Origin of the sequence: Sphingobium sp. B8D3A, assembly GCF_025961995.1 — a bacterium.
Lineage (GTDB): Bacteria > Pseudomonadota > Alphaproteobacteria > Sphingomonadales > Sphingomonadaceae > Sphingobium.
In genome coordinates this window covers 1708647-1734057 of sequence record NZ_JAOQOS010000001.1, presented here as the reverse complement: position 1 = coordinate 1734057, position 25411 = coordinate 1708647, and the positions used below count along the sequence as shown (strand labels likewise).

Here is a 25411-nt window from a genome sequence, read left to right as displayed (position 1 = left end):
CAGCATAATCCGCACACGCCTCCGCCCTGCTCGGAAATTCCCGGTTAAACCTTTCAGCGTAGATGAGACCCATGCACAGCGCACAGCTTGAGGTTGCAGCCCTGACTTATGGTCGCCGGCCCGGTGTCTCACCGGATCAGCTGGCGCAGCAATATATGCCGCTGGTGCGCAAGATCGCCTGGCATGTCCATGGGCGCGTCTCCAGCGCCATCGAGATCGAGGATCTGCTGCAGATCGGCATGGTCGCGCTGGTCGAGGCGGCCAACAGCTTCGAGGATCGCGGCTTCGGCTTTGCGACCTATGCGCAGATGCGCGTGCGCGGCGCGATGATCGACCATCTGCGCCGCCATGCGACCCTGTGTCGCTCGGCGATGGCGCGCCGCAAGACCATTCAGGATGCCCGTCGCGCGCTGGAGCAACGCTTCGGTCGCCCGCCCGCGGATAGCGAAGTGGCCGCGCATCTGGGTCTTGATGCTGCCGGCTGGCGCGAGCTTGCCGACGGGACGGATATGGCCCAACACCAGAGCATGGACGAGGTCTATTCGGACCAGTCGATGTGGTTCGCCGATGCAACCGAGGGCGCCGAGGAAGTGCTGGAGCGGGAATCCCTCAAGCGCGCGGTTTCCGCCTGCATCAAGGAACTGCCCGAGCGCGAGGCGATGGTTCTGCAGCTCTACTTCGTCGAGGAAATGAACCTTGAGGAAATCGGACTGACGCTCGACATTGGTGCGGCCCGGGTGTGCCAAATCAAGAAATCTGCGCTTGACAAGCTGCGGGGACGCCTCAGCGCCTTCCTCTGACCGGAACCGCGCTGCGCGATGATCGTTTCTCCGCCATCAATCAGGTGGAGGATGACATGGCCGAAGAACCCAAAACGGTAATCGTCGAGCGCTCGAGCGGCGGCAGCGCAACCGCGATCATTGCGATCGTGGCACTGCTGATCCTCGCGGTGGGCGGTTACTTCCTGCTGCAGAGCCAGGATAACAAGAACGACGCCGTGTCCACGGCGGCGCAGCAAGTCGGCGATGCAGCGCAGGATGTGGGCGATGCGGCCCAAGGTGCTGTCGATAAGAAGTGAGCGTTTGCGGACAGCGCGCCGCCTCAATTCAAAATCGAGCAGATTTAGCCCCTCCTCTTTAGGGGATCGTTGCGAAAGGTGTGATTGGGTCTTTTTGGTAAGCGACGGCGGATCTGGGTACGTACTGGGGCCCTGAAGAGGGCGGCGTTTCGGCATCGGGAGGCCGCCCTCTTGGCGTTCTGGTGTCTGGCTCAGGCCAGTTTAAGCGATCGCTTCATGTTGTAGGCAAGGGCGAGCAGAAAGCAGTGACTTCGGTTTGCTTTCAGGCCGTTATAGCGCACCGCCGTAAACCCCATCCATCGCTTGAGCGTGGCGAACACGCCCTCGACCTGGGCACGGATGGGGGAGATCAGGTCGTTGTGGCGGCGCTGCAAGGGTGTAAGCGGCGGGCCGCCGCCCCAAGTCTTGTGCATGATCCGCGGCTTGATCCCGGCTGCCTTGAGCCACTGTCGCCGCGCCCGCTTGGCATAGGCCTTGTCGGCATAGACCGCCTGCTCGTCGCCGCACACGAGGCGCTCTGCCATGTCGGTGTCGGCCACATTTGCTCCGGTCAGTACCAGCCGGCGGATCAGGCGGCTGTCCTGATCCGTGCCGATATGCACCTTGTAGCCATAATGCGCGCGATGCTTGCGCATGGTCAGCGTCGCATCATCGTCCACTGCCTCGCGCGTGCCGCTGCTCGAGCCGGGGCGGAAGGGCGTTGCCACCAGCGAGGCATCGATCATCGTGCCGCGCTTGAGCACGAGACCGCGCGCCTCCAACTGGCGCGAGAACGCGCCAAACAGCTTTTCACTCAGCCCGGCCTCGGCCAGGCGATTGCGGAACCGGCACAGCGTCGTGTGATCGGGCGACGACGCTTCGAGCGGCAGGCCGATGAACCGCCGGAACGACACCCGATCGTTGATCGCCTCTTCCAGATCGGCATCCGACAGCCCATAGAACTGCTGTAAAAGCAAGGCCTTGAGCATCAGTAACGGTGGAAACGGCGGCCGTCCGCCCCCTTGATCGAGCCGCACCAGCAGCTTCTCGAACCGATACCACCGCACGTCCTGCGATAGCCGATCCAGGCTCTCGTTCCGACCAAGTTTGGGCGACACCCAACCTTCCGCAAAACCGAGCTGACCTGTCATCACCTGCCTCCTCAACGCAAACCAAGTGAATCAAATGTCACACCGTTTTGCAACGATCCCCTGAAGAGGAGGGGTTGGGGTGGGGTTGCGCCCGCGCGGCCACTTGCTAAGTTTGCGATGCTGGCGCATCGCCACCACCCCCAGCCCCTCCTCTGAGGCGAGCATATTTGTGGGTTTGACCCGCGCAGCCTAGGCGAACCCCCGCGGTTGCGCTAAAGCGCGGCCATGTCCGCCACTTACACCCTCGATACGGCGACCAGCCGGGCGAACCCCACGCCGGCGCCGATGCGTCGGCTGACCATTCCCGCCATCCGCGCGCGCAAAGTCGATGGGGTGACCGACTCGCCAATCGTGATGCTGACCGCCTACACGGCGCGGCAGGCGCAGTTGCTCGATCCCCATTGCGACCTGCTGCTGGTGGGCGACTCGCTCGGGCAGGTGATCTACGGCCTGCCGTCCTCCGTGCCCGTCACGCTCGAGATGATGGCCGCCCATGGCGCTGCGGTCGTGCGCGGCAGCTATCACAGCGCCGTCATCATCGACATGCCGTTCGGGAGCTATGAGGCCTCCCCTGAGCAGGCCTTCGCGAGCGCGGCCCACCTGATGAAGGAAACCGGCGCTGCCGGCGTGAAGCTGGAAGGCGGCGAGGCTATGGCGCCGACCATCGCCTTTCTGAGCGAGCGGGGCATCCCGGTCTGCGCCCATGTCGGGCTCACGCCGCAGGCGGTGAACGCGCTCGGCGGCTATGGACCGCGCGGCCGCGATGCCGCCGAAGCCGCGAAAATCCGTAACGATGCCGGCGCCGTCGCCGCTGCCGGCTGCTTTGCGATGGTGATCGAGGGCGTCATCGAGGAACTGGCTATCGAGATCACGGGAGACGTGCCCTGCCCCACTATCGGCATCGGCGCCTCGGCAGCCTGCGACGGGCAGGTGCTGGTGACCGAAGACCTCCTCGGCATGTTCGAGCGCACGCCGCGCTTCGTGAAGCGCTATGCCGATCTTGCCGGGACGATCAGCGATGCGGCGGCGCAATATGCGCAGGAGGTGCGCGCGCGCAGCTTTCCCGGCGAGGCCCAGCTTTATGGCGCCAAAAAGTGATTTGCGCGGAGTTCATCCGCCGCTAAGGTCCGCGGCCACAAAATCCCTTCATGCGCCCCTGCGCTTTTTCAGCCGACTGGAGATAGAGACTTGGCCCTGACGCCACATCAGAACGAGGCCCTGCTCCGCGAGATCGACGATGCCGTGCGGCAGGACGATCTGCTGTCCTTCTGGAAGAATTACGGCCGTCTGGTCATCGCTGTCGTCGTGCTCGGCCTCGCTGCCTTTGGCGGCTGGCTCTACTGGCAGCACCACCAGACTCAGAAGGCCGAGGCCAATGGCGAGCAGTTCGCCCGGCTGATGAGTGCTGCCCAGCGGGCCACGCTGGACGATGGGGTGTACAAGCAGATCATGGCCGAAGGTGGCCCGGGCTATCGGGCGCAGGCGGAAATGCTCAGGGCCGCACTGGCAGGCGGGCGCAATGACGCCAAGACCGCGCTTGCCGCCTATGATGCCATTCTGGCCGACGCGCAGGCGCCCGCCGCGACCAAGGACGCCGCGCTGATGCGCCGCACTGCCCTCGCCTTCGACAGCATGAAGCCGCAGGACGTGATCGCCGCGCTCAAGCCGCTGGCGGTGCCGGGCAATAGCTGGTTCGGCAGCGCTGGTGAACTCACCGCCATCGCCCACCTCAAGGCCGGCCAGCGCGATCAGGCCGGCAAGATCTTCAACGAGATGGCCAACGATCCGCTGGTGCCTGAATCCATCAAGCTGCGCGCCGGACAGATGGCCAGCATGCTTGGATCGGCGACGACGCCCCGGCAAGCCGGGCCGACCGCTGACACGCCTGCCTCCTGATTCCATTGAAAGAGAAACCCACGAGGATGCGTAATCCCACATCATATCGCGCCGCCTGGATCGGCATTCCTGCGGCCCTGCTGCTCCTGACCGGATGCGGCGGAAAGAGCGGCCCCAAGACCCCCGTGCATGGCGACCGCACCTCCATCCTCGGCAGCAACAATGTGCTGGCCGTGGACGATGCCGTTGCGTCGCTCCCGGTCACACTGCCGCCCCCGGTCGTTAACCCCGCTTGGGCGCAATCGGGTGGCAATGCCGCCAAAGCCATCGGCCATGTCGCGCTCGGCGACAATATCCAGCAGGCCTGGTCGGCATCGGTGACCGGTGGCGGCTCGCGCAGCCGGCTGGCCGCAGCGCCGGTCGTCGCAGGCGGCAAGCTGTTCGTGATCGACACCGATGCGACCGTCTCCGCCTTCGACGCCAAGACCGGCGCACGGCTCTGGTCGAATAGCATTCGCTCGCCCAACCAGCCTTCGCAGGTGCAGTTCGGCGGTGGCGTCAGTGTCGAGGGCGACCGTTTGTTCGCCACGTCCGGCGCCGGGTCTGTCGCGGCGCTGAACGTTGCGGACGGGGCCGAGATCTGGAAGGTGCAGCCAGGCGGCCCGCTGCGCGGTGCGCCCACGCTCTCCAACGGCAATGCCTATGTGATGAGCCAGGACAACCAGCTCTTCGCGCTCTCGCAGGCAGACGGTGCGGTCGTGTGGACGGACAGCGGCACGCTGGAAGCGACGGGCGTGTTCGGCGTCGGCGCTCCGGCGGCGGCACAGGGTTCGGTCATCGCCGGCTATAGCTCGGGCGAACTGACGGCCTATCGCTACGAGAACGGCCGCGCTTTGTGGGGCGATGCACTCAGCCGCACCAGCATCTCCACCTCAGTCGCCATGCTGACGGACATCGACGCCGATCCGGTGGTCGACCGGGGCCAGGTGTTCGCGATCGGCGAAGGCGGCCGCATGGCGGCCTATGAGCTGGTGAGCGGGCAGCGCCTGTGGGAGCTGAACATCGGCGGCATCGCCACCCCGCTGGTGGTGAGCGACTGGGTGTTCGTGGTGACCGACAAGTCCCAGCTGCTCGCCATCACCCGCGCCACCGGCAAGATCCGGTGGATCAGCGATTTGCCGGCTTGGCGCAAGCCGAAGAAGAAGACCGGCCCGATCCGTTGGCGCGGCCCGATCCTCGCGGGCGGCAAGCTCATCCTCGTCTCCACCGAAGGCGCGATGGCGTTCGTCGATCCGACGAGCGGCGAGGTGCTGCAGGAGCGCGACCTCAAGCAGGGTCTCACCCTGCCGCCCATCGTCGCGGACAACATGCTTTACGTGCTGACGGACGAGGGACGCATCCTCGCGTTTCGCTGATGGCAAAAAGACAACGCCCAGACCGCGACACGCCGGCCGGAAGCCTTCCGGTCGTCGCCATCGTCGGCCGCCCGAATGTAGGCAAGTCCACGCTGTTCAACCGGCTGGTGGGCAAGAAGCTCGCGCTTGTCGATGACCAGCCCGGCGTCACCCGCGACAGGCGCGAGGGCGATGCCGAACTGCTTGGCCTCAAGTTCCGCATCGTGGATACCGCTGGCTTCGAGGAGGACGACGCGCAGACCCTGCCGGGCCGGATGCGCGCGCAGACCGAAATGGCGGTTCAGGGCGCCTCGATCGCCTTGTTCATGATCGACGCGCGCGCGGGGATCACACCGCTCGACGAGCACATCGCCCGCTGGCTGCGCGCGGGGAATACGCCGGTGGTGCTGCTCGCCAACAAGGCCGAGGGCCGCGCTGCCGACCCCGGCATCATGGAAGCCTTTTCGCTCGGCTTTGATGAGCCGGTGGCCTTTTCCGCCGAGCATGGGCAAGGTCTTGCCGACCTGTTCCAGGCGATCCGCCCGCATGTCGAGGCGGACGAGCCAGACCTACCCGTCGAGGGCGACGAGGATGATGGGGGGGACGAGGACGAGCTTGACGACAGCGCGCCGCTCAAGCTCGCCATCGTGGGGCGGCCCAATGCCGGCAAGTCGACGCTCATCAACCGCATATTGGGCGAAGAGCGGCTGATTACGGGGCCGGAAGCCGGCATCACGCGCGACAGCATTGCGGTGGACTGGACCTGGCACGCGCCCGACGGCGTAGCGCGCGCGGTGCGGCTGATCGACACCGCCGGCATGCGCAAGCGCGCCAAGGTGCAGGAGAAGCTGGAGAAACTCTCTGTCGCGGATGCGCTTCATGCCGTGGATTTCGCGGAAGTCGTGGTGCTGATGCTCGATGCCACGCTTGGGCTTGAGGCGCAGGATCTCCGCATTGCCGACAAGGTGCTGAGCGAGGGCCGTGCGCTCGTGATCGCGCTCAACAAGTGGGACGTGGCCGAGAATGGCTCGTCGCTCTATCAGGGCGTCCGCAAGGCGCTGGAAGACGGCCTTGCGCAGGTGCGCGGTGTGCCGCTGCTCACCGTCTCCGGCGCCACGGGCAAGGGCATTGACGATCTGCTGCAAGCGGCGTTCGATACGCGCCGCCGCTGGTCGCAGCGCGTGCCAACGAGCCTGCTCAACCGCTGGTTCGATGAGGCGCTGGAAGCCAATCCGCCGCCGGCACCGGGCGGCAAGCGGATCAAAATGCGCTACATCACCCAGGCGCGCAGCCGGCCGCCGACGTTCGTGGTGTTCGGATCGCGTCTTGATGAGGTGCCGGAGAGTTACAGCCGCTATCTCGTGAATGGTATCCGCAAAGCGCTCGACTTTTCGGGCGTGCCAATCCGGCTAAACCTGCGTAGCGCACGGAACCCATTTGACAAAAAGAAGTGATCCGGCGCGCATCGACGCCCGCGGGCTGAAATGCCCGTGGCCCGTCCTGCGCGCCGCGCGCGCGATGCGCGACCATGATTCCGTATTGCTGCTGGCCGACGATCCGGTGGCGAAAATCGATGTGCCGGCCTTGGCGCAATCCAACGGCTGGGCGATTGGCGTTCACGAGTCCGAGAGCCATATGGAATATGCGCTGAGCCGCGAGGGCGCAGAGGAAACATAAGCGAATGAGATGCGGCCGTTTTGCGGCTTTTCGTTGGCAGGAACCACCTGTGCTGCCGCACTGACGGATGATGAACGGTCGGCGGGGCCATTCTGCCCTTCCCCCTCGCCCCTCCCCACCCTATAGCCGCCCGATGCTTGCCGATCCCGCCGCCCTGCTCCGAAGCGTCTTTGGCTTCGAGGCCTTTCGCGGCGTGCAGGCGCAGGTGGTGGACCGGGTACTGGCTGGCCGCCCGACGCTGGCGATCATGCCGACTGGCGCCGGAAAATCGCTTTGCTATCAATTGCCTGCGCTCGCCCGGCCGGGCTGTTGCGTTGTCGTCTCGCCGCTGATCGCGCTGATGCACGACCAGTTGCGGGCCGCGCGAGCGCTCGGCATCCGCGCGGCGAGCCTGACGTCGGTGGACGCCGACTGGCGCGAGACGCAGGACAGGCTAGTCGCCGGCGAGCTTGACCTGCTCTACGTAGCGCCAGAGCGCGCCTCGGGAGACGGGTTCCGTGCGCTGCTGGAGCGGTCGCGCCTCAGCCTCTTCGCGATCGACGAAGCGCATTGCGTCTCGGAATGGGGCCATGATTTTCGCCCCGATTACCGCCTGCTGCGCCCACTACTGGACGCCTTTCCCGATGTCCCCCGGCTCGCGCTCACCGCCACGGCGGATGCCCACACCCGCGAGGATATTCTCACCCAGCTCGGCATTCCGGCCGAGGGGCTAATCATCTCCGGCTTCGACCGGCCCAATATTCGTTACCTCGTGCAGCCGCGCGATGGCCTGCGTCGTCAGCTCACCGATATTCTGGCCAATCCCGGCCCGGGCATCATCTATGCGCCAACCCGCGCCGCGACCGAGCAGCTTGCCGAGGCGCTCGGTGCCAAGGGGCGGCCGGTGCTCGCCTATCATGCGGGGCTGCCCGCTGAGCTGCGCGCCGCCAATCAGGCCGCGTTCCTCGCCAGCGAGGAGATGGTGATGGTGGCCACTGTCGCTTTCGGCATGGGCATCGACAAGCCGGACGTGCGCTTCGTCGTCCATGCCGGCCTGCCCAAGTCGATCGAGAGCTATTATCAGGAGAGCGGGCGCGCAGGGCGCGATGGCGATCCCGCAACGGCGACGCTGCTGTGGGGCGCAGAGGATTTCATGCGGGCGCGCCAGCGGATTAGCGAGGTGGAGCCAGAGCGTCAGGCCGGCGAGCGCGCGCGGATCGCCGCCCTGGGCGCGCTGGTCGAGACCGCGCGCTGCCGCCGTGCGGTACTGCTGCGCCATTTCGGCGAGAACCCGCCGCCCACCTGCGGCAATTGCGACAATTGCCTCTCGCCCCCCGCCAGCATCGATGCGACGCTGACTGCGCAGAAACTGCTCTCGGCCGTCCACCGCACCGGCCAGAGCTTTGGCCTCGGCCACCTGGAAGCCGTGCTGACCGGGCGAGGCAACGAGCGGATTTCCCAGCGCGGGCATGATCGCCTGTCGGTCTTCGGCATTATCGAGGGCGACGAGGCCGCGCTCATCAAGCCGGTCGCCCGCGCCCTGCAGGTGCATGATGCGCTGACGACGACCGACCATGGCGGGCTGGCGCTCGGCCCGGCGGCGCGCGGCTATCTCAAGGGCGAGGAGCGCGTCGAGCTGGTGATCCAGCCGAAGAAGGAACGCCGGCGTGGCCGCGACAAGGGGGAGAACCCCGTCAACGACCCGGTTTTCGATGCGCTACGCGAGTGCCGCCGCACGCTGGCGCAGGAGGCCGGGGTGCCGCCTTATGTCATCTTCCATGACAGCACCTTGCGCGACATGGCCGCGATCCGCCCCAAGTCGCTGCGGGACATGGCGCTGGTCAGCGGTGTCGGCGAGCGCAAGCTGGAGGCCTATGGCGAGGCCTTCCTCGCCGCCCTTCGCCGCTTCGGCTAATTCATCAGCCCGTTTCGTCGGCGTCAGTGAGCCGCGCGGCCATATCCATGAAATTGCGGGCGGCCGCGCGCTCGGCGGGGTCCTTGAACGCGACGTCCAGGTCCGGCGCGCCACCGAGCATGTGCATCAGCGCCCATAGGCCGAAGCGCCGGCCCGGATCCTTCTCCAGCCCGAAATCGACGCGCATCCGCTCGATTCCGGCGCCCATCGCCTCGGGGGGCACCTCTTCCAGTTCGGTCTTGCCGAAATAGCGCAGCATCAGGTCATGAAAATCCATGGCCGCCAGCATAAGGCAGGCACGGCCCGGACGCAGCCGAAATCGACGGCGCTCACCGCCGGATCGTCACGCTCCAGGCGTAGCCGCGATACAGGGCACGGCAGGACAGGTCCGCGCCATAGGTCGCGGCAAGGCCGTGGGCCACGGCAAAGAGCGGCTCGCGCGGCGTGACGTGAAAGCGCCCGAGCCAGCCCTGCAAGGCGGCGCGGAACCAGCCAGGCAAGCGCTCCTGCTGGCCGAAATCGACGATGTGGAGCGACCCGCCCGGCTCGACGACCGAGAGCGCCTGCGCCAGCGCGGCCTCCCATTGCGGGATCATCGAGAGGCTGTAGCTGATATAGACCCGGTCAAAGCCCGGCTCGCCGAACAAGGCCTGCGGATCGAACCGGGCGGCATCCGCGCGCTCCAGCAGGGTGCGCGAGTGCGCGCCGGCATGGGCGATATTGCGCTGCGCCGATTTGAGCATCTCCGCCGAAATGTCGAGCCCGAAGAGGCGAGCCTGCGGATAATGCAGGGCGACCAGCGCGAGATTGCGCCCGGTGCCGACCCCGATCTCCAGCACCGATCCGCCAGCCGGCACAGCCAGATCGCGGATCAACCGATCCCGCCCCAGCAAATAATATTTGCGGGTGATGTCGTAGACATGCCGCTGCAGCGCATATTGCGCGTCCATTGCGCCGGCATGGCGCTCGCTTGCCGCGCCGATGCGGTCCATGTGCGACACGGCCTAGCCCTTCAAACTGTAGAGATGCACGCCGCCATAAATGGACGAGCGGTCGGCGCGGGTGAAGTGGAGCGAGTCCTCGCCATGATAATGCCAGCGCTCCAGAAGAGGATCGGGCACGCGCCCCGGCAGCAGGCTCGCCTCGGCCGCCGTGCGGAAGAGCACCCGCGCACCGGGGCGGGCTGTGCGGGTGATCTCGTACCAAAGCGCCATCAGTTGCGCGTCGCTCATCCAGTCCTGCGCATCCAGCAGCACATAACGATCCACGCTGGCATCCGGCTGCTGGGCGAGCCAGTCAGTCATATTGGCGTGGCGGACGTCGACCCGGTCGGCGCGTGCCGTCACCGCCTCATAATGATCCTGCTGGAGATAGGGCGGCAGCGGCGCATCCGCATGGCGCCCATAACCGCGCCCGAAGGCCTGCCAGGCGAAATAATTGGCCTTGAGATCATAGTCGCAGGCCAGCCGCTCAAGCCGCTTGCGCAGCACCGCGGCCATTTTTTCGTCGCCGGCAAGCGCATCATATTGCGCGGGCGGAATGCCGAGGCCGAAGAGCGAGGCGGGCTGATCGGTCAGCCAGCGAATGAACTTGCGCTCGAAGATCGGCGCCAGTCGCGCCTCGAAGATGCGGCGCTGCTCCTCCATGTCGCGCGCGGCCAGCAATTCGCGCGGATCGATCCGGTACAGCCGCGCCACCAGATGCGCCGCCCCAATGAAGCCGCCGAGCAGTCCGCGCTTATATGCGCCGGAGCGGAACATGCTGATGCGGCGGCGTCCCACCAGATCGCGCCCCTCCCAATAGCGGCGCGCCGTCTCGTCCAGATGCGGGCGGATATAGGCCTTATAGGCCCGAAGATTCTCCGCGCTGTCGGCCTCGGCAAAGAAGCGGCGAAAGCTCGCATAATCGGGCAATTGCTGCGCCGCGACCTGCTTCAGCCGATTGAGCGCGATGTGCGCAGTGTTGAGATCAACCGCCGTGATGCGCGCAGGATCGGCGGTCAGGTAGGAGAGCACATTGCAGCCGCCGCTGGCGATGGTCACGACATGGCTCTCCGGCGTGATCGCCAGCGCCTCCATGTCCACCACTGGGTCTTCCCAGATCTGCGCGTAAACCAGGACTCGAAAAGCGAAGGCGAAGGCGCGTTCCAGAAGGCCCTCGCGCGTGGTCGCATCATGGTTGATGACGGCGCGATCGATGACATGCGGCATGGACGGCTCCCTGATGGTCCACCTGACGCCCCGCTAGGGCGCGTGCATGTCAGGCCCATGACCGCGCGATGGCAGATTCGCGATGGCAGATTGGTGACGAGGCTGCGTGCAATGGTCTTGGCTCTGGCGGAGCGCTCACGCTAGGATCGGGCATGGCAGGGTCATCACCCCATCTCGATCAGATCTGGTACGCGCTGGAATGGATCATCCGCATCGGCGCGCTCGCCGTCGTGCCCTTGCGGCGGACACCTGCGGCGGCGCGGGCGTGGCTGCTGCTGATCTTCTTCCTGCCGGTGCCCGGCCTGCTCTTGTTTCTCGCCATCGGCAGTCCGCGCTTCCCGGCGTGGCGGCGCGAGCGGTTCGGCGCCTTGCAGCCCTTCTTCGCCGCGACCGCGCAAGCGCAGCAGCGGCATCAGCCCGCGCTTGGCGATGCGGAGCCCATCGCGGCGCTCGCACGCACTTTGGGGCATATGCCCGCCACCGACGGCAATGCCATCACGCTGATCGACGCCTATGATGCGGTGGTGGACCGGCTCGTCGCGGATATCGATGCCGCCGAACAGTCCGTCCACCTGCTCGTCTACATCTTCGCCGACGATGCCGTGGGCCAGCGCGTGGCCGCCGCGCTCGGCCGGGCCGTCCAGCGCGGTCTGGACGTGCGGGTGCTGTTCGATCCGGTCGGCTCGCGCCCATGGCGGCGCGGGACGCAGGCGCTTTTGCGCGCCAAGGGGGTGCGGGTGTGCGAAACGCTGCCGTTGCGCTTGATCCGGGCCCGAACCCGGCGCGATATGCGCAATCATCGCAAGCTCTTCGTGATCGACGACAGGATCGGCTATGCCGGCTCCCAGAACATCGTCGCGCGCGATTTCCGGCCCGGCGTGGTCAATCGCGAACTGGTCGCGCGGGTGACGGGGCCGGTGGTCGCCAGCATGGCGGCGCTGGTGCGTGCCGACTGGTCGCTGGAGTCCGGCGATCCGCCCGGCGCCTCCCCTGCCCCGAAGGACACTGCCGGGACCGCCTGCCTGCAATTGCTGCCGAGCGGGGCGGACTATCCGCTGGCCGGGTTCGAGACCTTGCTGGTCTGGCAATTGCATCAGGCACGCCAGCATGTCGTGATGGTCAGCCCTTATTTCGTACCGGGCGAGGATGTGCTCGGCGCCATGGGCGCAGCGGTGGCGCGCGGGGTCAAGGTCGACCTCATTCTCTCGCGCGTGGCGGATCAGCCGCTCGTTCGCCTGTCACAAAGCTCCTTCTATCAGGAGCTGCTGGACGCCGGCGTCTCGATCCACCTGTTCCCCAACGAACTGCTCCACGCCAAGACGCTCAGCATCGATGACCGGCTGGCCGTGGTGGGATCGAGCAATGTCGACCTGCGCTCGTTCCAGCTCAATCAGGAGGCGAGCCTGCTGATCTATGACGCCACCTCGATTGCACAGGTGTTGGCAATTCATGACGGCTATCTGGCTGCCTCCACCACGCTGACGCCGGCAGCATGGCGCGCGCGCTCGCGCAGCCGGCGGCTCGCCGAGAACGTCGCCCGGCTGGTGGATTCGCTGCTGTGAGCCTCAGCCAGCCCGGTCGGCGAGTTCCAGCAGGCGCGTGAACGTCTCCCGGTCGACATTGCCGCCCGAGAGGGTAACGAGCGTCGCATCGGTCACCGGCACCTTGCCCGCGAGCACGGCAGCCAGCGCCGCAGCGCCGCCGGGCTCAACGACCAGATGGAGCTTCTCGAAGACCAGCCGCATGGCTTGCGCGACCTCCATGGGGGTCACGGCGGCACCGCCGCTGGCCCGGCCCTGCAACACCGCGAAATTGATCGCGAAGGTGCGCGGCGTCTGGAGCGCGTCGCAATCGGTAGGTAAGGCAAGGTCGTCCACCGACTGGATACTGCCAGCCGCCAGCGAGTGAAGCAGGTCGTCATAGCCTTCCGGCTCGGCCAGATAGAGCTCCGCATCCGGGCAGGCCAGAGCGAGACCGGCGGAGAGGCCCCCGCCCCCGCAGCAGGCGACGATGCGATCGGGTCCGCGCCCGAGTTGCGACTGCATTTGCGCGGCCCCCTCAATCCCGAGCGTGCCCTGCCCCTCGATGATCCACGGATCGCCATAGGCATGAACGAGGGTCGCGCCAGTCTTCGCGACCAGATCGGCAGCGATGCTGTCCCGATCTTCCGTCGCGCGATCATACAGATGGACCTTGGCGCCCAGCGCCCGGGTCGCCGCCAGCTTGGCTCGGGGCGCATTGCTCGGCATCACGATGGTCGCGGCGATGCCGAGCCGCCGGGCGGCCCAAGCCACGCCCTGCGCGTGATTGCCGCTGGAAACGCCGACCACTCCGCGCGCCCGCTGCTCCGCCGTCAGATCGCTCAGCCGATGCCAGGCGCCCCGGATCTTGAAGGCACCGATCGGCTGGAGCATGTCCGCCTTGCACCAGATCGTCCGCCCCTCGACCTCCAGAGGCAAAAGCGGCGTGGGCGGCAGCAGCGCGGCAATCTTGTCCGCCGCGCGCAACACGCCTTCGCGGCTCGGCGCACGAAGCGGATCGAGCAATTCTTGTTCTGTCACAGAGCCCCCCTATATGCAGGCGCTTGTCGATTCGACTTCATGGAGACTAACAGATGAGCAAGGTGCTGGTCATCGGCGCAGGTGGCGTCGGATCGGTCGCGGTCCACAAGATGGCGATGAATGTGGACATCTTCAGCGACATTCACCTCGCGAGCCGCACGGTCTCCAAATGCGATGCCATTGCCGCCTCCGTGAAAGAGCGCACGGGTGTTGCCATCAGCACCTATGCGCTGGACGCCGACGACGTGGCCGCAACGACCGCGCTGATCAAGCAGATCGGCCCCAAGCTGGTCGTGAACCTTGCCCTGCCCTATCAGGACCTCGCCATCATGGATGCCTGCCTAGCGGCCGGCGTGAATTACATGGACACGGCGAATTACGAGCCGCGCGACGAGGCGCATTTCGAATATAGCTGGCAGTGGGCCTATCAGGATCGGTTCAAGGATGCCGGCCTGATGGCGCTGCTCGGCTCCGGCTTCGATCCGGGCGTCACCAGCGTGTTCGCAAGCTGGCTCAAGAAGCATCATTTCGAGCGGATCGACACGCTCGACATTCTGGACTGCAATGGCGGCGATCATGGCCAGCACTTCGCCACCAACTTCAATCCCGAGATCAACATCCGCGAAGTAACTGCGCCCGCGCGGCACTGGGAGAATGGTGCGTGGGTCACGACCCCCGCCCTCTCCTACAAGCAGAGCTTCGACTTCGAGCAGGTCGGCCCCAAGAACATGTACCTCATGTATCATGAGGAGCTGGAGAGCCTCGCCAAGCACCTGCCCGAGATCAAGCGCATCCGCTTCTGGATGACCTTTGGCGATGCCTATCTCAAACATCTAGAAGTGCTGCAGAATGTCGGCATGACGCGGATTGACCCGGTGATCTACAATGGCGTGGAGATCATCCCGCTGCAGTTCCTCAAGGCCGTGCTGCCCGAGCCCGCCAGCCTTGGCCCCACGACCAAGGGCAAGACCAACATTGGCGATATTGCCACCGGCCTTGGCAAGGACGGCAAGGACAAGACCCTCTACGTCTACAATATCTGCGACCATGAGGACGCCTATGCCGAGACCGGCAACCAGGCGGTGAGCTACACCACGGGCGTGCCGGCGATGATCGGCGCGGCGCTGATGCTGCAGGGCCTGTGGTCCGGCGCTGGTGTGTTCAACATCGAGCAGCTCGATCCCGACCCGTTCATGGACATGCTGAACAAGCATGGCCTGCCGTGGCAGGTGAAGGAACTCGACGGACCGCTGCCTTTCTGATGGGCGCCCTGCGCATCCGCATCGGGCTGGCGAGCGCCGCCCTGGCGCTCGCTCTGGGCGGCTGCGCGCCGCAGATCGGCCTGGTCGATGGCGTGCCCTCCTCCGAGCTGAACAGTTGCGCTCGGCAGGGCGGCTCGTTGCAGGCAAGGGGACGCGCGCAGACAGTCATGTGCGTGGTGCCCTATGCGGATGCGGGCAAGAGCTGCGCCTCGAAGAAGGACTGTCAGGGCCGCTGCCTGGCCCAGCCGGGCAAGAACGGCGCGCTGCCGCTCGATGAGCAGAAGGCACCCGGCCGCTGCCAGGCCGACAACAAATTATTCGGATGCTTTGCCGAACTCGACGGCGGCAAGGTCGTTCGGTCTATGTGCATCGACTGATCGGTGCATCGACGAAGGCGCGGCACTCGCAGCCGCGCCATGAGATGATTTGAGCGGAGCTGACCCCATGGAAACCCGAGCCGGCGACCCCGGCGCCTTTGCGCGCTTCGATCTCAATCGCGTGCCCTCGCCTGCTTTTGTGGTCGATGCCGCCGCCATCCGCCGCAATCTGACGATCCTCAAGGACGTACGGGATCGGGGCGGCATCAAGATGCTGGCGGCGCTCAAGGCGTTCTCCATGTGGTCGCTCGGGCCCACTGTCTCGGCCTATCTCGACGGAGTCTGCGCCTCCGGCCTCTACGAGGCCCGACTGGGCCGCGAGGAATATACCGGGCTGGATGAGAAGGGCGAGGTCGCGACCTATTGCGCCGGCTACAAGGCGGCCGACCTGCCCGAGATCTGCGTGCTCTCCGATCATATCATCTTCAATTCGCCCGGCCAGCATGCGCGCTTTCGGCCCATTCTCGATGCGCAGCGCGCGCAGGGGATGAGCTTTGACGTCGGCTTGCGGATCAACCCCCTCCATGCCGAGGGCGAGGTGGCGAAGTACGATCCTTGCCAGCCAAACAGCCGGCTCGGCTTCCCCATCGACCAGCTTCTCCCCGAGCATCTGGATGGTGTGGACGGCATTCATTTCCACACGCTGTGCGAACAGGATTTCGTGCCGCTGGGCCGGACATGGGCCTCGGTCGAGCCGAGCCTCAAGCGATTCTTTCCCCAGCTCAAATGGCTGAACTTCGGCGGCGGCCATCATATCACCCGCGCCGACTATCAGCGCGATGAGCTGGTCGCCTTCCTCCAACAGGTCCGCCGCGAAACCGAGCTCGACGTGTATCTGGAGCCGGGCGAGGCCGTAGCGCTGGATGCGGGCATCCTCGTGGGCGAGATTCTCGACGTGATCGACAACGGCATGCCGGTGGCCATCGTGGATATTTCCGCCACCTGCCACATGCCGGACGTGATCGAGGCGCCCTATCGCCCCGCCATGCTCGGCGAGCAACCCGGTGGCGATCTGGTGCGACTGGGTGGCCCCTCCTGCCTCGCAGGCGACATCATCGGCGACTATGGCCTGCCAGTTCCCGCCGAGCCGGGCCGTCGCATCGCCTTCCTCGACCAAGCGCATTATTCGATGGTAAAGACCAACACCTTCAACGGCGTGCCGCTGCCCTCCATCTGGCTGTGGGACAGCGAGACGGAGGAACTGCAGGAAATCCGCCAGTTCGGCTATGAGGACTTCAAGGGCCGGCTCAGCTGACATGGAAGCGACATGAAACTGTCACAATAAGCCTTTGAATTTCCTCGCCTCGTCTGAGCTGGATAACCAAAAATTTACCGTCCGACCCCTAGAGGCGCGGCATGATGCATGCGGCCTCTTTCCAGAGCGACGGTCAGGATGACGAGGATGCTGTCGCGCGGCTGCGGATGCCGGGCAGCGAGCAGACCAAGGCGCGGCAGGGCGCCTCGTCCATGGAAATTGTCGCGCTGTTTCGCCAGCATATGGGCTTGCGGCTTCTCCCGCTGGTCGATGAGGCAGATCGCCCCATTGGCGCCATCTATGAGGAGGACGTTCGCAATATTCTCTTCAACCCCTATGGCTATGCCCTGCTGAGCAATCCCGGCATCACCATCGCCTTTGGCGAGCGGATGCAGCACTGCCCGGTGGTCGAGATGGACCGGGGCCTTGCCGGCCTGCTCGCCGTCCACGCGCGCGACGGTGGCAAGGAAGCGATTATCGTGACGCGCGGGGGCCGCTATGCCGGCTTCGTCCCGAATGCCGCCATTCTCGGGGCGATCAACGCGCAGGAGGTGCGGCAGCGTCGCGCGCGCGACGCGGAACTGGCGCGACTGCGCGCGGTGAGCGCCGCCTTCGAGCAGGACATTCAGAGCCTCTCAACGGCGCTTCGCGATATGGCGTCGCTGCTCCAGGGCACAGCCACCGGCACCGCGACCCGCAGCCAGGACAATACCGACCACGCCCTGCACGTGCTCACCGCCGCCGGCCAGACCGGGGCGATGATGGACGAGGTGGCGCGCTCCAGCGCCGCATTGGTGCAATCGCTCGGGCGGCTTGACCAGGAAACGGCGCAGGCGCGGGCTGTCGCCGCCGAAGCTGTTTCCCGTGTCGATGCCAGCGCGGCGCAAGCGCAGGCGCTCGATCAGGCCACGCAATCCATCGAAACGATCACGGCCACCATCGAAACGCTGGCCCGGTCGGTCAAGCTCCTCTCGCTCAACGCCTCGATCGAAGCGGCGCGGGCTGGAGAAGCCGGACGCGGCTTTGCCGTCGTCGCCAATGAAGTGCGCGCCCTTGCCCAGAAGACGGGCGCCGCTGCGCAGGATATTCGCACCCATGCGCTGACGGTTCGCGGCACGGTCGCGGCGGTGACAGGGGCACAGGCGGACCTCGAGCGCGTCATCGCCAGCGTCAAGCAGGTCGCCGATGGCGTCACCGCGACGGTCAACGCACAGCGGGCCCTCTCCCTCCATCTCGCCGCGGGTACGGAACAGGCGGCCTCGGCGAGCAAGGACATCGAGGCGCATATCGTGCGCATCTCCGGCAATGCGCGATCGGCCGCTGAAGGCGCGCAGGATCTGGCACGAACGGCTCATGATCTGAGCGACGCATCGAGCAGCCTCTCGCGGCGGGTAGAGCGGTTCCTGAGCGACATCGCGATGCGCGACGGCGCCGCTGATTGAAGCGCATTCGGGAGAAGATTCGACTCGCCGCAACCGCGCCACCCGATCCGGCGGGTTTGCGACACGTCCGATCCTGCACCGAAATTGTGCCATCGCAGCGGCGCCATTACGAAAAAGCCAGACTTTCCGGCACTTTCCAGCGCCGCAGCGCGTGACTCAATTTTGACCCCCGATCTTTACAGGGGGGTCCGCAGGTCATATATGCGCACCCCTGCTGCCCCATGGGACTTCCACCGCAAGGCAGCTCTTTTCGACTGTAATCCACTGGAGGTCCCTTGAGTTGTACAAGCATCATAGCGCGCTGGGGGTAGCTCTCTCCCTCAAACCGGCAGCACCGGTAACGCTTATTCGCCCGCAGGCAGCTGCCCGCGCCGCTCGATACTTCTCGACGAAGTTCCCGGGGCGCTCGCTGTATGCCGTCAAGGCCAATCCCTCGCCCGCGTTGCTGGAAACGCTGTGGGCAGCTGGAATCACTCACTTCGATGTCGCGTCCATTGCCGAGGTTCGGCTGGTCGCGCGGACGCTGCCGCAGGCCAAACTCTGCTTCATGCATCCGGTGAAAGCCGAGGAAGCCATTCGCGAGGCCTATTTCAAGCATGGCGTGCGGACCTTCTCGCTGGATTCGCTCGAGGAGCTGGAGAAGATCGTGCGGGCCACCCGTGGCGCGCCGGACCTTGAGCTGTGCGTGCGCCTGCGCGTCTCCTCCGAGCACAGCAAGCTGAGCCTCGCCTCCAAATTCGGCTGCGATCTCGCCGATGCGCGCGAGCTGCTGCAGGCCACCCGTCAGGCGGCCGACGCTCTGGGCATCTGCTTCCACGTCGGCAGCCAGGCGATGTCGCCCCACGCCTATGTGCAGGCTATCGAGCGCGTGCGCGCCGCGATTGTCGATGCATCGGTGACGGTGGACATCGTCGATGTAGGTGGCGGGTTCCCTTCCACTTATCCAGGCATGGAGCCACCGCCGCTCGGCCATTATTTCTCGGCCATTCACCGCGCCTTCGAGAGCCTGCCGATTTCCTATTCGGCCGAGCTGTGGTGCGAGCCCGGCCGGGCATTGTGCGCGGAATATAGCTCGCTGCTGGTGCGGGTGGAAAAGCGCCGCGGCAACGAGCTGTTTATCAACGACGGCGCCTATGGCGCACTGTTCGATGCAGCACATCTCGGCTGGCGCTTCCCCGTGCAGTTGCTGCGCGCGGAAGCCAATGAGGCGGATCAGGAAGCCTTCAGCTTCTATGGCCCGACCTGCGACGACATGGACCATATGGCCGGCCCGTTCATGCTCCCTGCGGACGTGCGCGCGGGCGACTATATCGAGATCGGGATGCTCGGCGCCTATGGCAATGCCATGCGCACCGACTTCAACGGCTTCGGCGCGGAGAGCGTCGCACAGGTCGCCGACGAGCCGATGGCGAGCCTCTACCGTGAGGAAGAGCCCGTCCCGCAACAGTCCAACGTGGTGCAACTGCGCCGCTAAAGCGGATTGCCAAGCCTAGCAGAATGAGACAGCCTCCCCGGATACGCTTCGGGGAGGCTTTTTCATGTCGGTCAATCTGCTGCTGCCGGTGTTTGCGCTGGTGCTCTGGTCCATCGTGATGCTCGTTTGGATGGTCGCGCTGCGGCTCCCGGCGCTCAGCAAGCTCAAAATCTCGCCCGAGCAGGCACGCGGCGGACGCGGGCAGGATCTCGACCGGATGCTCCCGCGCGAGATCAACTGGCCCGCGCACAATTACGCGCATCTGATGGAACAGCCGACGATCTTCTACGCGACGGCGATCGGCCTGGCGCTGCTCGGCCAGGGCACGACGGCCAACATCGCCCTCGCCTGGGCCTATGTGGGCATCCGCATCGTCCACAGCGTGTGGCAAGCGAAGGTGAACACCATTCCGGTGCGCGCCAGCCTGTTCTTCCTCTCGTCGATCCTGCTGGCGGTGCTGGCCGTCAACGGCCTGCTCGCCGCGCTACGGCTCAGCGCCTGAAGGTCGCGACCAGCTCTACATGGGTCGACCAGCGGAACTGGCCGACGGGCTTGACGCGCTCGATGCGGTAGCCTGCCTCGACCAGCATCACCGCATCCCGCGCGAAGCTGGCCGGATTGCAGGAGACATAGACGATCAGCGGTACCTGTGAGGCCGCGATCTGCGCCACCTGCTCGCGCGCGCCGGCACGAGGCGGATCGAGCACGACGGCATCGAAGCGGTTGAGTTCCGCTGGCGTGAGCGGACGGCGGAACAGGTCGCGATGCTCCGGGAAGATGCGGCCGGGCAGGCGATTGCCCCCGCCGCGCAGGGCCATCACCAGATCGCGGGCGGCCTCCGCCGCATAGACCTTGCGCCCCGGCACGTCATTGGCGACCGACAGGGCGAAGGTGCCGAGACCTGCGAACAGATCGGCCACCATGGCTGCGCCGCCTAGCGCTTGCCTCACCTCGGCGACCAGAGCCGTCTCCCCGTCCTGCGTCGCCTGCAGGAAGGCGCGTGGCGGGTAGCCAGTGAGGACATCGCCGAAGCGCACCGTCACCGGCTCCGGCTCCCAGATGGTCATCGGGGCATCGTCTTCGATCAGGATGAGCCGGGCGAGCTGGTTCTCACGGGCAAAGTCGAGCAGCGCCTCGGTCTGGGCAAGGCCGTCGACCCGCAGGCCTGAGAGGACGACATCCACGCCCTGATCGACCAATGTCAGATCCGCCTCGCCGGGCTGCCGATCCGGCAGCATCGTCGCAAAGAGCGCGCGCAGTGGGGCCACGAGCGCGAAAAGGCGCGGGTCCAGCACCGGGCATTCGCGCAGATCGATAAGCTTGTGGCTGCCCTGCTCCGAGAAGCCGAACTGGATGCGCTTGCCGAGCCGCAGCGCCCGCAGGCTGGCCCGACGACGGCTGTGCGGCGGCGAGACGTGCGGCGCCGCCACCTCCTGCGCGCTCAGCCCCTGCCCGGCCAGCGCGCCGGCGACACGATCGCGCACATAGTCGGTGAAGGCCTCATCTGACAGGTGCTGGAGCTGGCAGCCCCCGCATTGCGGGAAGTGCCGGCATGGCGGGATCACATGATTCGGGCCGGCCTCGATGCTGCCATCGGTGCGCAGACGGTCACCTGGCGCACTGAGGGCGACATGGCGGCCATCCGCCGTCACGCCATCGCCTCGCGCGGCAATGCGGACGATAAGATCGGGATCGGGGCTGGTCATGAGGCACTCGCAAGGGCAGCAGGAAGGCAACCGACAAGATCGTCGGCAATGAAACCCGCGCCGGCACGGCGGCCAGCCTCGCCATGCAGCCAGACGGCCTCACAGGCAGCGGTGAAGGCATCGCCCGTAACCGCCAGACGGCCCGCGCACAAGCCGGCGAGCACATCACCCGTGCCGGCGGTGGAGAGCCATGACGAAGCCGGCGGGGCGACGACGCAGCGTCCATCGGGCGCGGCGATCACGCTGTCAGCCCCTTTATGGACCACGACGGCACCGATATCGGCCGCCGCCGCGCGGGTACGATCGATCTTGTTGCCCACTCGTTCGCCGAAAAGTTGGCGGAACTCGCCCTCATGCGGGGTGACGATGGCAGGAGGTGGCGCTTCCGCCGGACCGCGCGTGCCCATCAGCCACAGGGCATCTGCATCGGCTACGGTCGGCATCCCTGCGGTCAAGGCCGTGAGGAGCGTGCGCCATGCCGCATCATCGCGCCCGAGGCCAGGACCGACAAGTAGCGCCTTGGCCCGATCCACCTCGAAATGCTCGCTGCACACAATGGCGTGACTGTGAGAGCTGGCCGGCGCGGCCTGTCCAATCAGCCGCACATAGCCGGCCCCACTGTGCGCCACCGCCTCCGCCGCGAGCGCGGCCGCGCCCGGCATCGCGCCGGCCACGACGCAGACCAGACCGCGCAGATATTTGTGGGCATCACGGGCCGGAGGCCGGATCGATGGCGGTTGAAGAACCCGCGCGGCATCCGCCGGCGCGTCGACGCCGATCTCGACAAGCCAGCGCTGCTGCGCGAAGCCGAGCGCCGGCATCAGCACATGGGCGAGCTTCCAAGCGCCCAGCGAGAGGCAGTGGGTGAAGACCGGCACCGGCGAGAGCGCCAGCGCGGCGTCGCTTTCCACGCCGCTTGGCACGTCGATGGCGTAGCTCAGTTGCGCGGCCTCCACCAGCGCGCCGAGCCGGGCCGCCAGCTCCGGCGACAGGCCGCGCGTGAGGCCGATGCCGAACAGCGCATCCACCAACTGCGTCGCCGGTTCGGCAAGCATGATATCCTCGAACGGGCCGCCCCAATCGGCGCGCGCCTTGCGGCTGCTGTCCGTTCCGCTCTCGCCCAACGCCGCCACGCGGACGGGCACGCCCAGATCGCGCAGGGTACGGGCGATGACGAAGCCGTCCCCGCCATTGTTGCCGGGGCCGCAGAGCACCAGCACATCGCGCATCGCGCCCGCGCGGAAGATCACCTCCGCCGCGCCCTCGCCGGCCGTGCACATCAGGGCGTAGGGATCTGTGCCGGCATCGAACAGCGCCTGCTCGGCGGCGCGCATCTGGGCGACGGCGAGGATGGGTGCGGCGGTCATTGGAGGCTGCATCGCGAAGAGCGTAGGTTTCCTGATCCACCACTGTGCTCCTGCGAAGGCAGGAGCCTAGGGCGGTCAGGACCGTCGCATGCGCCCTGGGCTCCTGCCTTCGCAGGAACACGGCGTTGAGCAAATAAGCGTCGGTGGCGCCGCAACTGACGCAGGGATGCATCAGCCCAGGCCCCTCTCCCGAGGAGAAGGGCCATGGGATCAGATATCAGCGAAGACATGCTTCTCCGCTTTGGCGCCGGGATGCGTCACCGCGCCCTGCCAAGCCGGGCCGACATTTTGGGCATAGCGCCACAGGGCACCCGCCTGATAATCATTCTGGCGCGGCTGCCACTTCGCCCGGCGCTCGGCCAGCACGGCTTCGTCGACCAACAGGTCGATCATGCCGGCCTCGGCATCGATGCTAATGGTATCGCCATTTTCGACCAACGCGATGGGACCGCCGTCCGCTGCTTCCGGGCCGACATGGCCGATGCAGAAGCCGCGCGTGCCGCCCGAGAAGCGCCCGTCCGTGATGAGCGCGACCTTCTCGCCCAGACCCTGCCCATAAAGCGCAGCGGTGGTCGAGAGCATCTCGCGCATGCCGGGGCCGCCCTTGGGGCCTTCGTAGCGGATCACGACGACATCGCCGTCCACGATCTGCTGCGCCTCGACAGCGGCGAAGGCCTCTTCCTCGCGCTCGAACACCTTGGCGATACCGGTGAACTGCAGGCGCTTCATGCCCGCCACCTTCACGATCGCCCCGTCCGGCGCCAGGCTGCCCTTGAGGCCAACGACACCGCCGGTCGGCGTGATCGGGGTCTTGGCGTCGTAGATGACCTTCTGGTCAGGGTTCCACGTCACCTCGTCGATATTCTCGCCCAGCGTCTTGCCGGTCACCGTCATGCAATCGAGGTGCAGCAGGCCGGTCTGTGCGAGCGACTTCATAAGCATGTAGATGCCGCCGGCGGCATGCATGTCCTTGGCGACATATTTGCCGCCGGGCTTGAGGTCGGCCATGTACGGCGTGGTCTTGAAAATCTCGGCCACGTCGAACAGCGAGAAGTCGATGCCGCATTCATTGGCCATGGCTGGCAGGTGCAGCGCGCCGTTGGTGGAACCGCCGGTTGCCGCGACGATGCGGGCGGCATTCTCAAAGGCATCGCGCGTGCAGATGTCACGCGGGCGCAGGTTGATCTTGAGCAGCTCCATGATCTGCTTGCCCGCCGCGACAGCGATTTCCTGACGGCTCTTATAGGGCGCCGGCACCATGTTGCTGTTCGGCAGCGACAGGCCGATGGCCTCGCCGACGCAGGCCATGGTGTTGGCGGTATATTGGCCGCCGCATGCGCCATGGCCCGGGCAGGCCGCCTTCTCGATGGCGGTGACTTCCGAGAGCGGGCAGTTACCGGCCGCGAAGCGCCCGACAGCCTCGAACACGTCGATGACGGTCAGGTCCTCGCGATCCTTATACTGGCCGGGAAGGATGGAGCCGCCATAGACAAAGATGCTGGGCACGTTGAGCCGCAGCATCGCCATCATCATGCCGGGGAGCGACTTGTCGCAACCGGCGAAGGTCACCAGCGCGTCATAGCAGTGGCCGCGCACCGAGAGTTCGACCGAGTCCGCGATGACCTCGCGGCTGACGAGGCTGCTCTTCATGCCCTGATGGCCCATGGCGATGCCATCGGTCACCGTGATGGTGTTGAACCGGAACGGCGTGCCGCCTGCCGCCATCACGCCCTCGCGCGCCCAATTGGCCTGGGTATCGAGCGTGGTGTTGCATGGCGCGCTGTCATTGCCGGCGGAGGCGAGACCTACGAACGGCTTGGCAATATCCTCTTCCTTCCAGCCCATCGCATAATAATAGCTGCGGTGGGGGGCGCTCTCGACGCCAACGGAGACGTAGCGGCTGGGGAGTTTGGATTTGTCGAAGCTGTGGGTCATTTCATTCACCTTCCTGCGGGCAGCGCTCTAGGCCCGTTGCGGGGCGGCTTGCAAGCATGGAGGGCGCAAAACACGCCTGTTGCGAGCCGCTCTCAGGAAAAGGCCGCACGGCAGGCGCGCAGCACCGGGCCGATGATGCCCGCCAGCCGCGCCTGACCGGCGCCGTCGCTCACCAGATCCTGCCGCATCTCGATGCCAAGATAGGGCCGCCCAAGGGCCTCGGCATGGCGGTTCATCGTCGCATTGAGCAGCTTGCCCGAATAGGGCTCCTGATCGCCCACCACCAGCCCGGCGGCGGCCAGCAGTGGGATGGCGATCCGCGCGCCGCGATCGTCCTGATTGTAGAGCACGCCGATGTCCCATGGGCGCGCCTCCTCGGGCCGGCTGCGCAATTGCGGCGTAAAACTGTGCAACGAGAGCAGGAACGGCCGATGCCCCTGCCCGGCCAGCACGGCGACCTCGGCATGATAGGGATCGTAGAAGCGCGCGAGGCGGTCGGCGACCTCGGCGGTGCTGTTGCCCTCGATATGGTGGCTATCGCTATGCACCGGCACCAGCCCGGCCGAATCCGCCTCGCGATTATAATCGATCACGAGGCGCGAAACGCCGCCCAGGATGGAGCAGCACCCGCCCTGATCCACCAACAGCCGCGCGACCTGCGCGACGCCGATATCGATCGCGACATGCTCCTCCAGCACGGCAGCGGGCAGACCGAGATCGATATCCTCCGGCACATGGTTGGAGGCATGATCGGCGATGATCAGAATCGGTGCGGACGGATCGCCCAGGATTTGAAACGCATCAGTCATGCCC

Annotated in this window: 24 protein-coding genes; 15 read left to right on the top strand and 9 right to left on the bottom strand. The window is 66.1% G+C overall.

The window, feature by feature from the left end:
• Positions 1-71: 71 nt before the first annotated feature.
• Positions 72-800 (top strand): FliA/WhiG family RNA polymerase sigma factor, encoded by a 729-nt coding sequence (locus M2342_RS07955; protein WP_264572606.1) that lies wholly within the window; start codon positions 72-74, stop codon positions 798-800.
• Positions 801-856: 56 nt separating this feature from the next.
• A complete protein-coding gene (locus M2342_RS07950) occupies positions 857-1078 on the top strand; it encodes a hypothetical protein (RefSeq protein ID WP_264572605.1) in 222 nt (73 codons plus the stop codon).
• Positions 1079-1269: 191 nt separating this feature from the next.
• On the opposite strand, the gene M2342_RS07945 is transcribed toward M2342_RS07950, so the two are convergent.
• Entirely contained in the window at positions 1270-2208 is a 939-nt protein-coding gene (locus M2342_RS07945) for an IS5 family transposase (protein ID WP_264577804.1), read from the bottom strand.
• Positions 2209-2433: 225 nt separating this feature from the next.
• Here M2342_RS07945 and panB point away from each other — a divergent pair, with 225 nt between their 5' ends.
• The 6 genes from panB (at position 2434) to recQ (ending at position 9009) form a co-directional block, all read left to right on the top strand.
• On the top strand, positions 2434-3306 hold the full coding sequence (gene panB, locus M2342_RS07940; protein WP_264578692.1) for a 3-methyl-2-oxobutanoate hydroxymethyltransferase: 873 nt from the start codon (positions 2434-2436) through the stop codon (positions 3304-3306).
• A gap of 90 nt (positions 3307-3396) precedes the next feature.
• Complete coding sequence (locus tag M2342_RS07935; protein ID WP_264578691.1) at positions 3397-4104, top strand: tetratricopeptide repeat protein; 708 nt, start codon at positions 3397-3399, stop codon at positions 4102-4104.
• Between the two features lie 26 nt (positions 4105-4130).
• Positions 4131-5459 carry a PQQ-binding-like beta-propeller repeat protein gene (locus M2342_RS07930; protein WP_264578690.1) on the top strand — a complete coding sequence of 443 codons (1329 nt, stop codon included), beginning with the start codon at positions 4131-4133 and terminating at the stop codon, positions 5457-5459.
• The gene (gene der, locus M2342_RS07925) at positions 5459-6892 is read left to right on the top strand and encodes a ribosome biogenesis GTPase Der (RefSeq protein WP_264578689.1); all 1434 of its coding nucleotides are present in this window, start codon (positions 5459-5461) and stop codon (positions 6890-6892) included. Before M2342_RS07930 ends, der begins: the two co-directional genes overlap by 1 nt.
• The gene (locus tag M2342_RS07920; protein WP_181559384.1) at positions 6876-7115 is read left to right on the top strand and encodes a sulfurtransferase TusA family protein; all 240 of its coding nucleotides are present in this window, start codon (positions 6876-6878) and stop codon (positions 7113-7115) included. Before der ends, M2342_RS07920 begins: the two co-directional genes overlap by 17 nt.
• 133 nt (positions 7116-7248) lie before the next feature.
• The gene (gene recQ / locus M2342_RS07915; protein WP_264578688.1) at positions 7249-9009 is read left to right on the top strand and encodes a DNA helicase RecQ; all 1761 of its coding nucleotides are present in this window, start codon (positions 7249-7251) and stop codon (positions 9007-9009) included.
• A 4-nt stretch (positions 9010-9013) separates the two neighbouring features.
• Here recQ and M2342_RS07910 read toward each other — a convergent pair whose 3' ends face one another.
• From M2342_RS07910 to M2342_RS07900, 3 genes are read right to left on the bottom strand one after another with little or no spacing between them, the layout of a single operon-like run.
• The gene (locus M2342_RS07910; RefSeq protein ID WP_264580013.1) at positions 9014-9286 is read right to left on the bottom strand and encodes a hypothetical protein; all 273 of its coding nucleotides are present in this window, start codon (positions 9284-9286) and stop codon (positions 9014-9016) included.
• A gap of 52 nt (positions 9287-9338) precedes the next feature.
• Positions 9339-10001 carry a class I SAM-dependent methyltransferase gene (locus M2342_RS07905; protein WP_413715161.1) on the bottom strand — a complete coding sequence of 221 codons (663 nt, stop codon included), beginning with the start codon at positions 9999-10001 and terminating at the stop codon, positions 9339-9341.
• A gap of 12 nt (positions 10002-10013) precedes the next feature.
• Positions 10014-11219 carry a DUF3419 family protein gene (locus tag M2342_RS07900; protein WP_264578687.1) on the bottom strand — a complete coding sequence of 402 codons (1206 nt, stop codon included), beginning with the start codon at positions 11217-11219 and terminating at the stop codon, positions 10014-10016.
• Positions 11220-11371: 152 nt separating this feature from the next.
• Between M2342_RS07900 and cls the strand changes: the two genes are divergently transcribed.
• Positions 11372-12781, top strand: coding sequence for a cardiolipin synthase (gene cls, locus M2342_RS07895; RefSeq protein WP_264578686.1), 1410 nt, complete (start codon positions 11372-11374; stop codon positions 12779-12781).
• A gap of 3 nt (positions 12782-12784) precedes the next feature.
• On the opposite strand, the gene M2342_RS07890 is transcribed toward cls, so the two are convergent.
• On the bottom strand, positions 12785-13780 hold the full coding sequence (locus tag M2342_RS07890; protein ID WP_264578685.1) for a threonine/serine dehydratase: 996 nt from the start codon (positions 13778-13780) through the stop codon (positions 12785-12787).
• 53 nt (positions 13781-13833) lie between these two features.
• On the opposite strand from M2342_RS07890, the gene M2342_RS07885 reads away from it, so the two are divergent.
• From M2342_RS07885 to M2342_RS07860, 6 genes are all read left to right on the top strand, one after another.
• Positions 13834-15042, top strand: a complete 1209-nt coding sequence (locus M2342_RS07885) for a saccharopine dehydrogenase family protein (protein WP_264578684.1) — start codon at positions 13834-13836, stop codon at positions 15040-15042.
• Positions 15042-15419 (top strand): hypothetical protein, encoded by a 378-nt coding sequence (locus M2342_RS07880; protein WP_264578683.1) that lies wholly within the window; start codon positions 15042-15044, stop codon positions 15417-15419. The genes M2342_RS07885 and M2342_RS07880 overlap by 1 nt, the downstream gene beginning before the upstream one ends.
• A gap of 67 nt (positions 15420-15486) precedes the next feature.
• Positions 15487-16674, top strand: a complete 1188-nt coding sequence (locus tag M2342_RS07875; protein WP_264578682.1) for a carboxynorspermidine decarboxylase — start codon at positions 15487-15489, stop codon at positions 16672-16674.
• A 101-nt stretch (positions 16675-16775) separates the two neighbouring features.
• Positions 16776-18116, top strand: a complete 1341-nt coding sequence (locus M2342_RS07870; protein WP_264578681.1) for a methyl-accepting chemotaxis protein — start codon at positions 16776-16778, stop codon at positions 18114-18116.
• Positions 18117-18396: 280 nt separating this feature from the next.
• The gene (locus tag M2342_RS07865; RefSeq protein WP_264578680.1) at positions 18397-19590 is read left to right on the top strand and encodes a type III PLP-dependent enzyme; all 1194 of its coding nucleotides are present in this window, start codon (positions 18397-18399) and stop codon (positions 19588-19590) included.
• 64 nt (positions 19591-19654) lie between these two features.
• The gene (locus M2342_RS07860; RefSeq protein WP_264578679.1) at positions 19655-20092 is read left to right on the top strand and encodes an MAPEG family protein; all 438 of its coding nucleotides are present in this window, start codon (positions 19655-19657) and stop codon (positions 20090-20092) included.
• Here M2342_RS07860 and M2342_RS07855 read toward each other — a convergent pair.
• The 4 genes from M2342_RS07855 to M2342_RS07840 form a co-directional block, all read right to left on the bottom strand.
• Positions 20082-21296 carry a class I SAM-dependent RNA methyltransferase gene (locus M2342_RS07855; RefSeq protein ID WP_264578678.1) on the bottom strand — a complete coding sequence of 405 codons (1215 nt, stop codon included), beginning with the start codon at positions 21294-21296 and terminating at the stop codon, positions 20082-20084. The genes M2342_RS07860 and M2342_RS07855 overlap by 11 nt on opposite strands.
• On the bottom strand, positions 21293-22663 hold the full coding sequence (locus tag M2342_RS07850) for an NAD(P)H-hydrate dehydratase (RefSeq protein WP_264578677.1): 1371 nt from the start codon (positions 22661-22663) through the stop codon (positions 21293-21295). The genes M2342_RS07855 and M2342_RS07850 overlap by 4 nt, the downstream gene beginning before the upstream one ends.
• A 210-nt stretch (positions 22664-22873) precedes the next feature.
• Positions 22874-24598: a dihydroxy-acid dehydratase gene (gene ilvD, locus M2342_RS07845; RefSeq protein ID WP_264578676.1), complete on the bottom strand. Its 1725-nt coding sequence runs from the start codon at positions 24596-24598 to the stop codon at positions 22874-22876.
• A 92-nt stretch (positions 24599-24690) separates the two neighbouring features.
• Positions 24691-25407 carry an N-formylglutamate amidohydrolase gene (locus M2342_RS07840; protein ID WP_264578675.1) on the bottom strand — a complete coding sequence of 239 codons (717 nt, stop codon included), beginning with the start codon at positions 25405-25407 and terminating at the stop codon, positions 24691-24693.
• Positions 25408-25411: the final 4 nt, after the last annotated feature.

Excerpts from the sequence above, each read along its gene's own strand:
- M2342_RS07955 (WP_264572606.1), top strand. The coding sequence starts at position 72 with ATGCACAGCGCACAGCTTGAGGTTGCAGCCCTGACTTATGGTCGCCGG.
- M2342_RS07950 (WP_264572605.1), top strand. The coding sequence starts at position 857 with ATGGCCGAAGAACCCAAAACGGTAATCGTCGAGCGCTCGAGCGGCGGC.
- M2342_RS07945 (WP_264577804.1), bottom strand. The coding sequence starts at position 2,208 with ATGACAGGTCAGCTCGGTTTTGCGGAAGGTTGGGTGTCGCCCAAACTT.
- panB (WP_264578692.1), top strand. The coding sequence starts at position 2,434 with ATGTCCGCCACTTACACCCTCGATACGGCGACCAGCCGGGCGAACCCC.
- M2342_RS07930 (WP_264578690.1), top strand. The coding sequence starts at position 4,131 with ATGCGTAATCCCACATCATATCGCGCCGCCTGGATCGGCATTCCTGCG.
- der (WP_264578689.1), top strand. The coding sequence starts at position 5,459 with ATGGCAAAAAGACAACGCCCAGACCGCGACACGCCGGCCGGAAGCCTT.
- recQ (WP_264578688.1), top strand. The coding sequence starts at position 7,249 with ATGCTTGCCGATCCCGCCGCCCTGCTCCGAAGCGTCTTTGGCTTCGAG.
- M2342_RS07910 (WP_264580013.1), bottom strand. The coding sequence starts at position 9,286 with ATGGATTTTCATGACCTGATGCTGCGCTATTTCGGCAAGACCGAACTG.
- M2342_RS07905 (WP_413715161.1), bottom strand. The coding sequence starts at position 10,001 with ATGGACCGCATCGGCGCGGCAAGCGAGCGCCATGCCGGCGCAATGGAC.
- M2342_RS07900 (WP_264578687.1), bottom strand. The coding sequence starts at position 11,219 with ATGCCGCATGTCATCGATCGCGCCGTCATCAACCATGATGCGACCACG.
- cls (WP_264578686.1), top strand. The coding sequence starts at position 11,372 with ATGGCAGGGTCATCACCCCATCTCGATCAGATCTGGTACGCGCTGGAA.
- M2342_RS07885 (WP_264578684.1), top strand. The coding sequence starts at position 13,834 with ATGAGCAAGGTGCTGGTCATCGGCGCAGGTGGCGTCGGATCGGTCGCG.
- M2342_RS07880 (WP_264578683.1), top strand. The coding sequence starts at position 15,042 with ATGGGCGCCCTGCGCATCCGCATCGGGCTGGCGAGCGCCGCCCTGGCG.
- M2342_RS07875 (WP_264578682.1), top strand. The coding sequence starts at position 15,487 with ATGGAAACCCGAGCCGGCGACCCCGGCGCCTTTGCGCGCTTCGATCTC.
- M2342_RS07870 (WP_264578681.1), top strand. The coding sequence starts at position 16,776 with ATGATGCATGCGGCCTCTTTCCAGAGCGACGGTCAGGATGACGAGGAT.
- M2342_RS07860 (WP_264578679.1), top strand. The coding sequence starts at position 19,655 with ATGTCGGTCAATCTGCTGCTGCCGGTGTTTGCGCTGGTGCTCTGGTCC.
- M2342_RS07855 (WP_264578678.1), bottom strand. The coding sequence starts at position 21,296 with ATGACCAGCCCCGATCCCGATCTTATCGTCCGCATTGCCGCGCGAGGC.
- M2342_RS07850 (WP_264578677.1), bottom strand. The coding sequence starts at position 22,663 with ATGACCGCCGCACCCATCCTCGCCGTCGCCCAGATGCGCGCCGCCGAG.
- ilvD (WP_264578676.1), bottom strand. The coding sequence starts at position 24,598 with ATGACCCACAGCTTCGACAAATCCAAACTCCCCAGCCGCTACGTCTCC.
- M2342_RS07840 (WP_264578675.1), bottom strand. The coding sequence starts at position 25,407 with ATGACTGATGCGTTTCAAATCCTGGGCGATCCGTCCGCACCGATTCTG.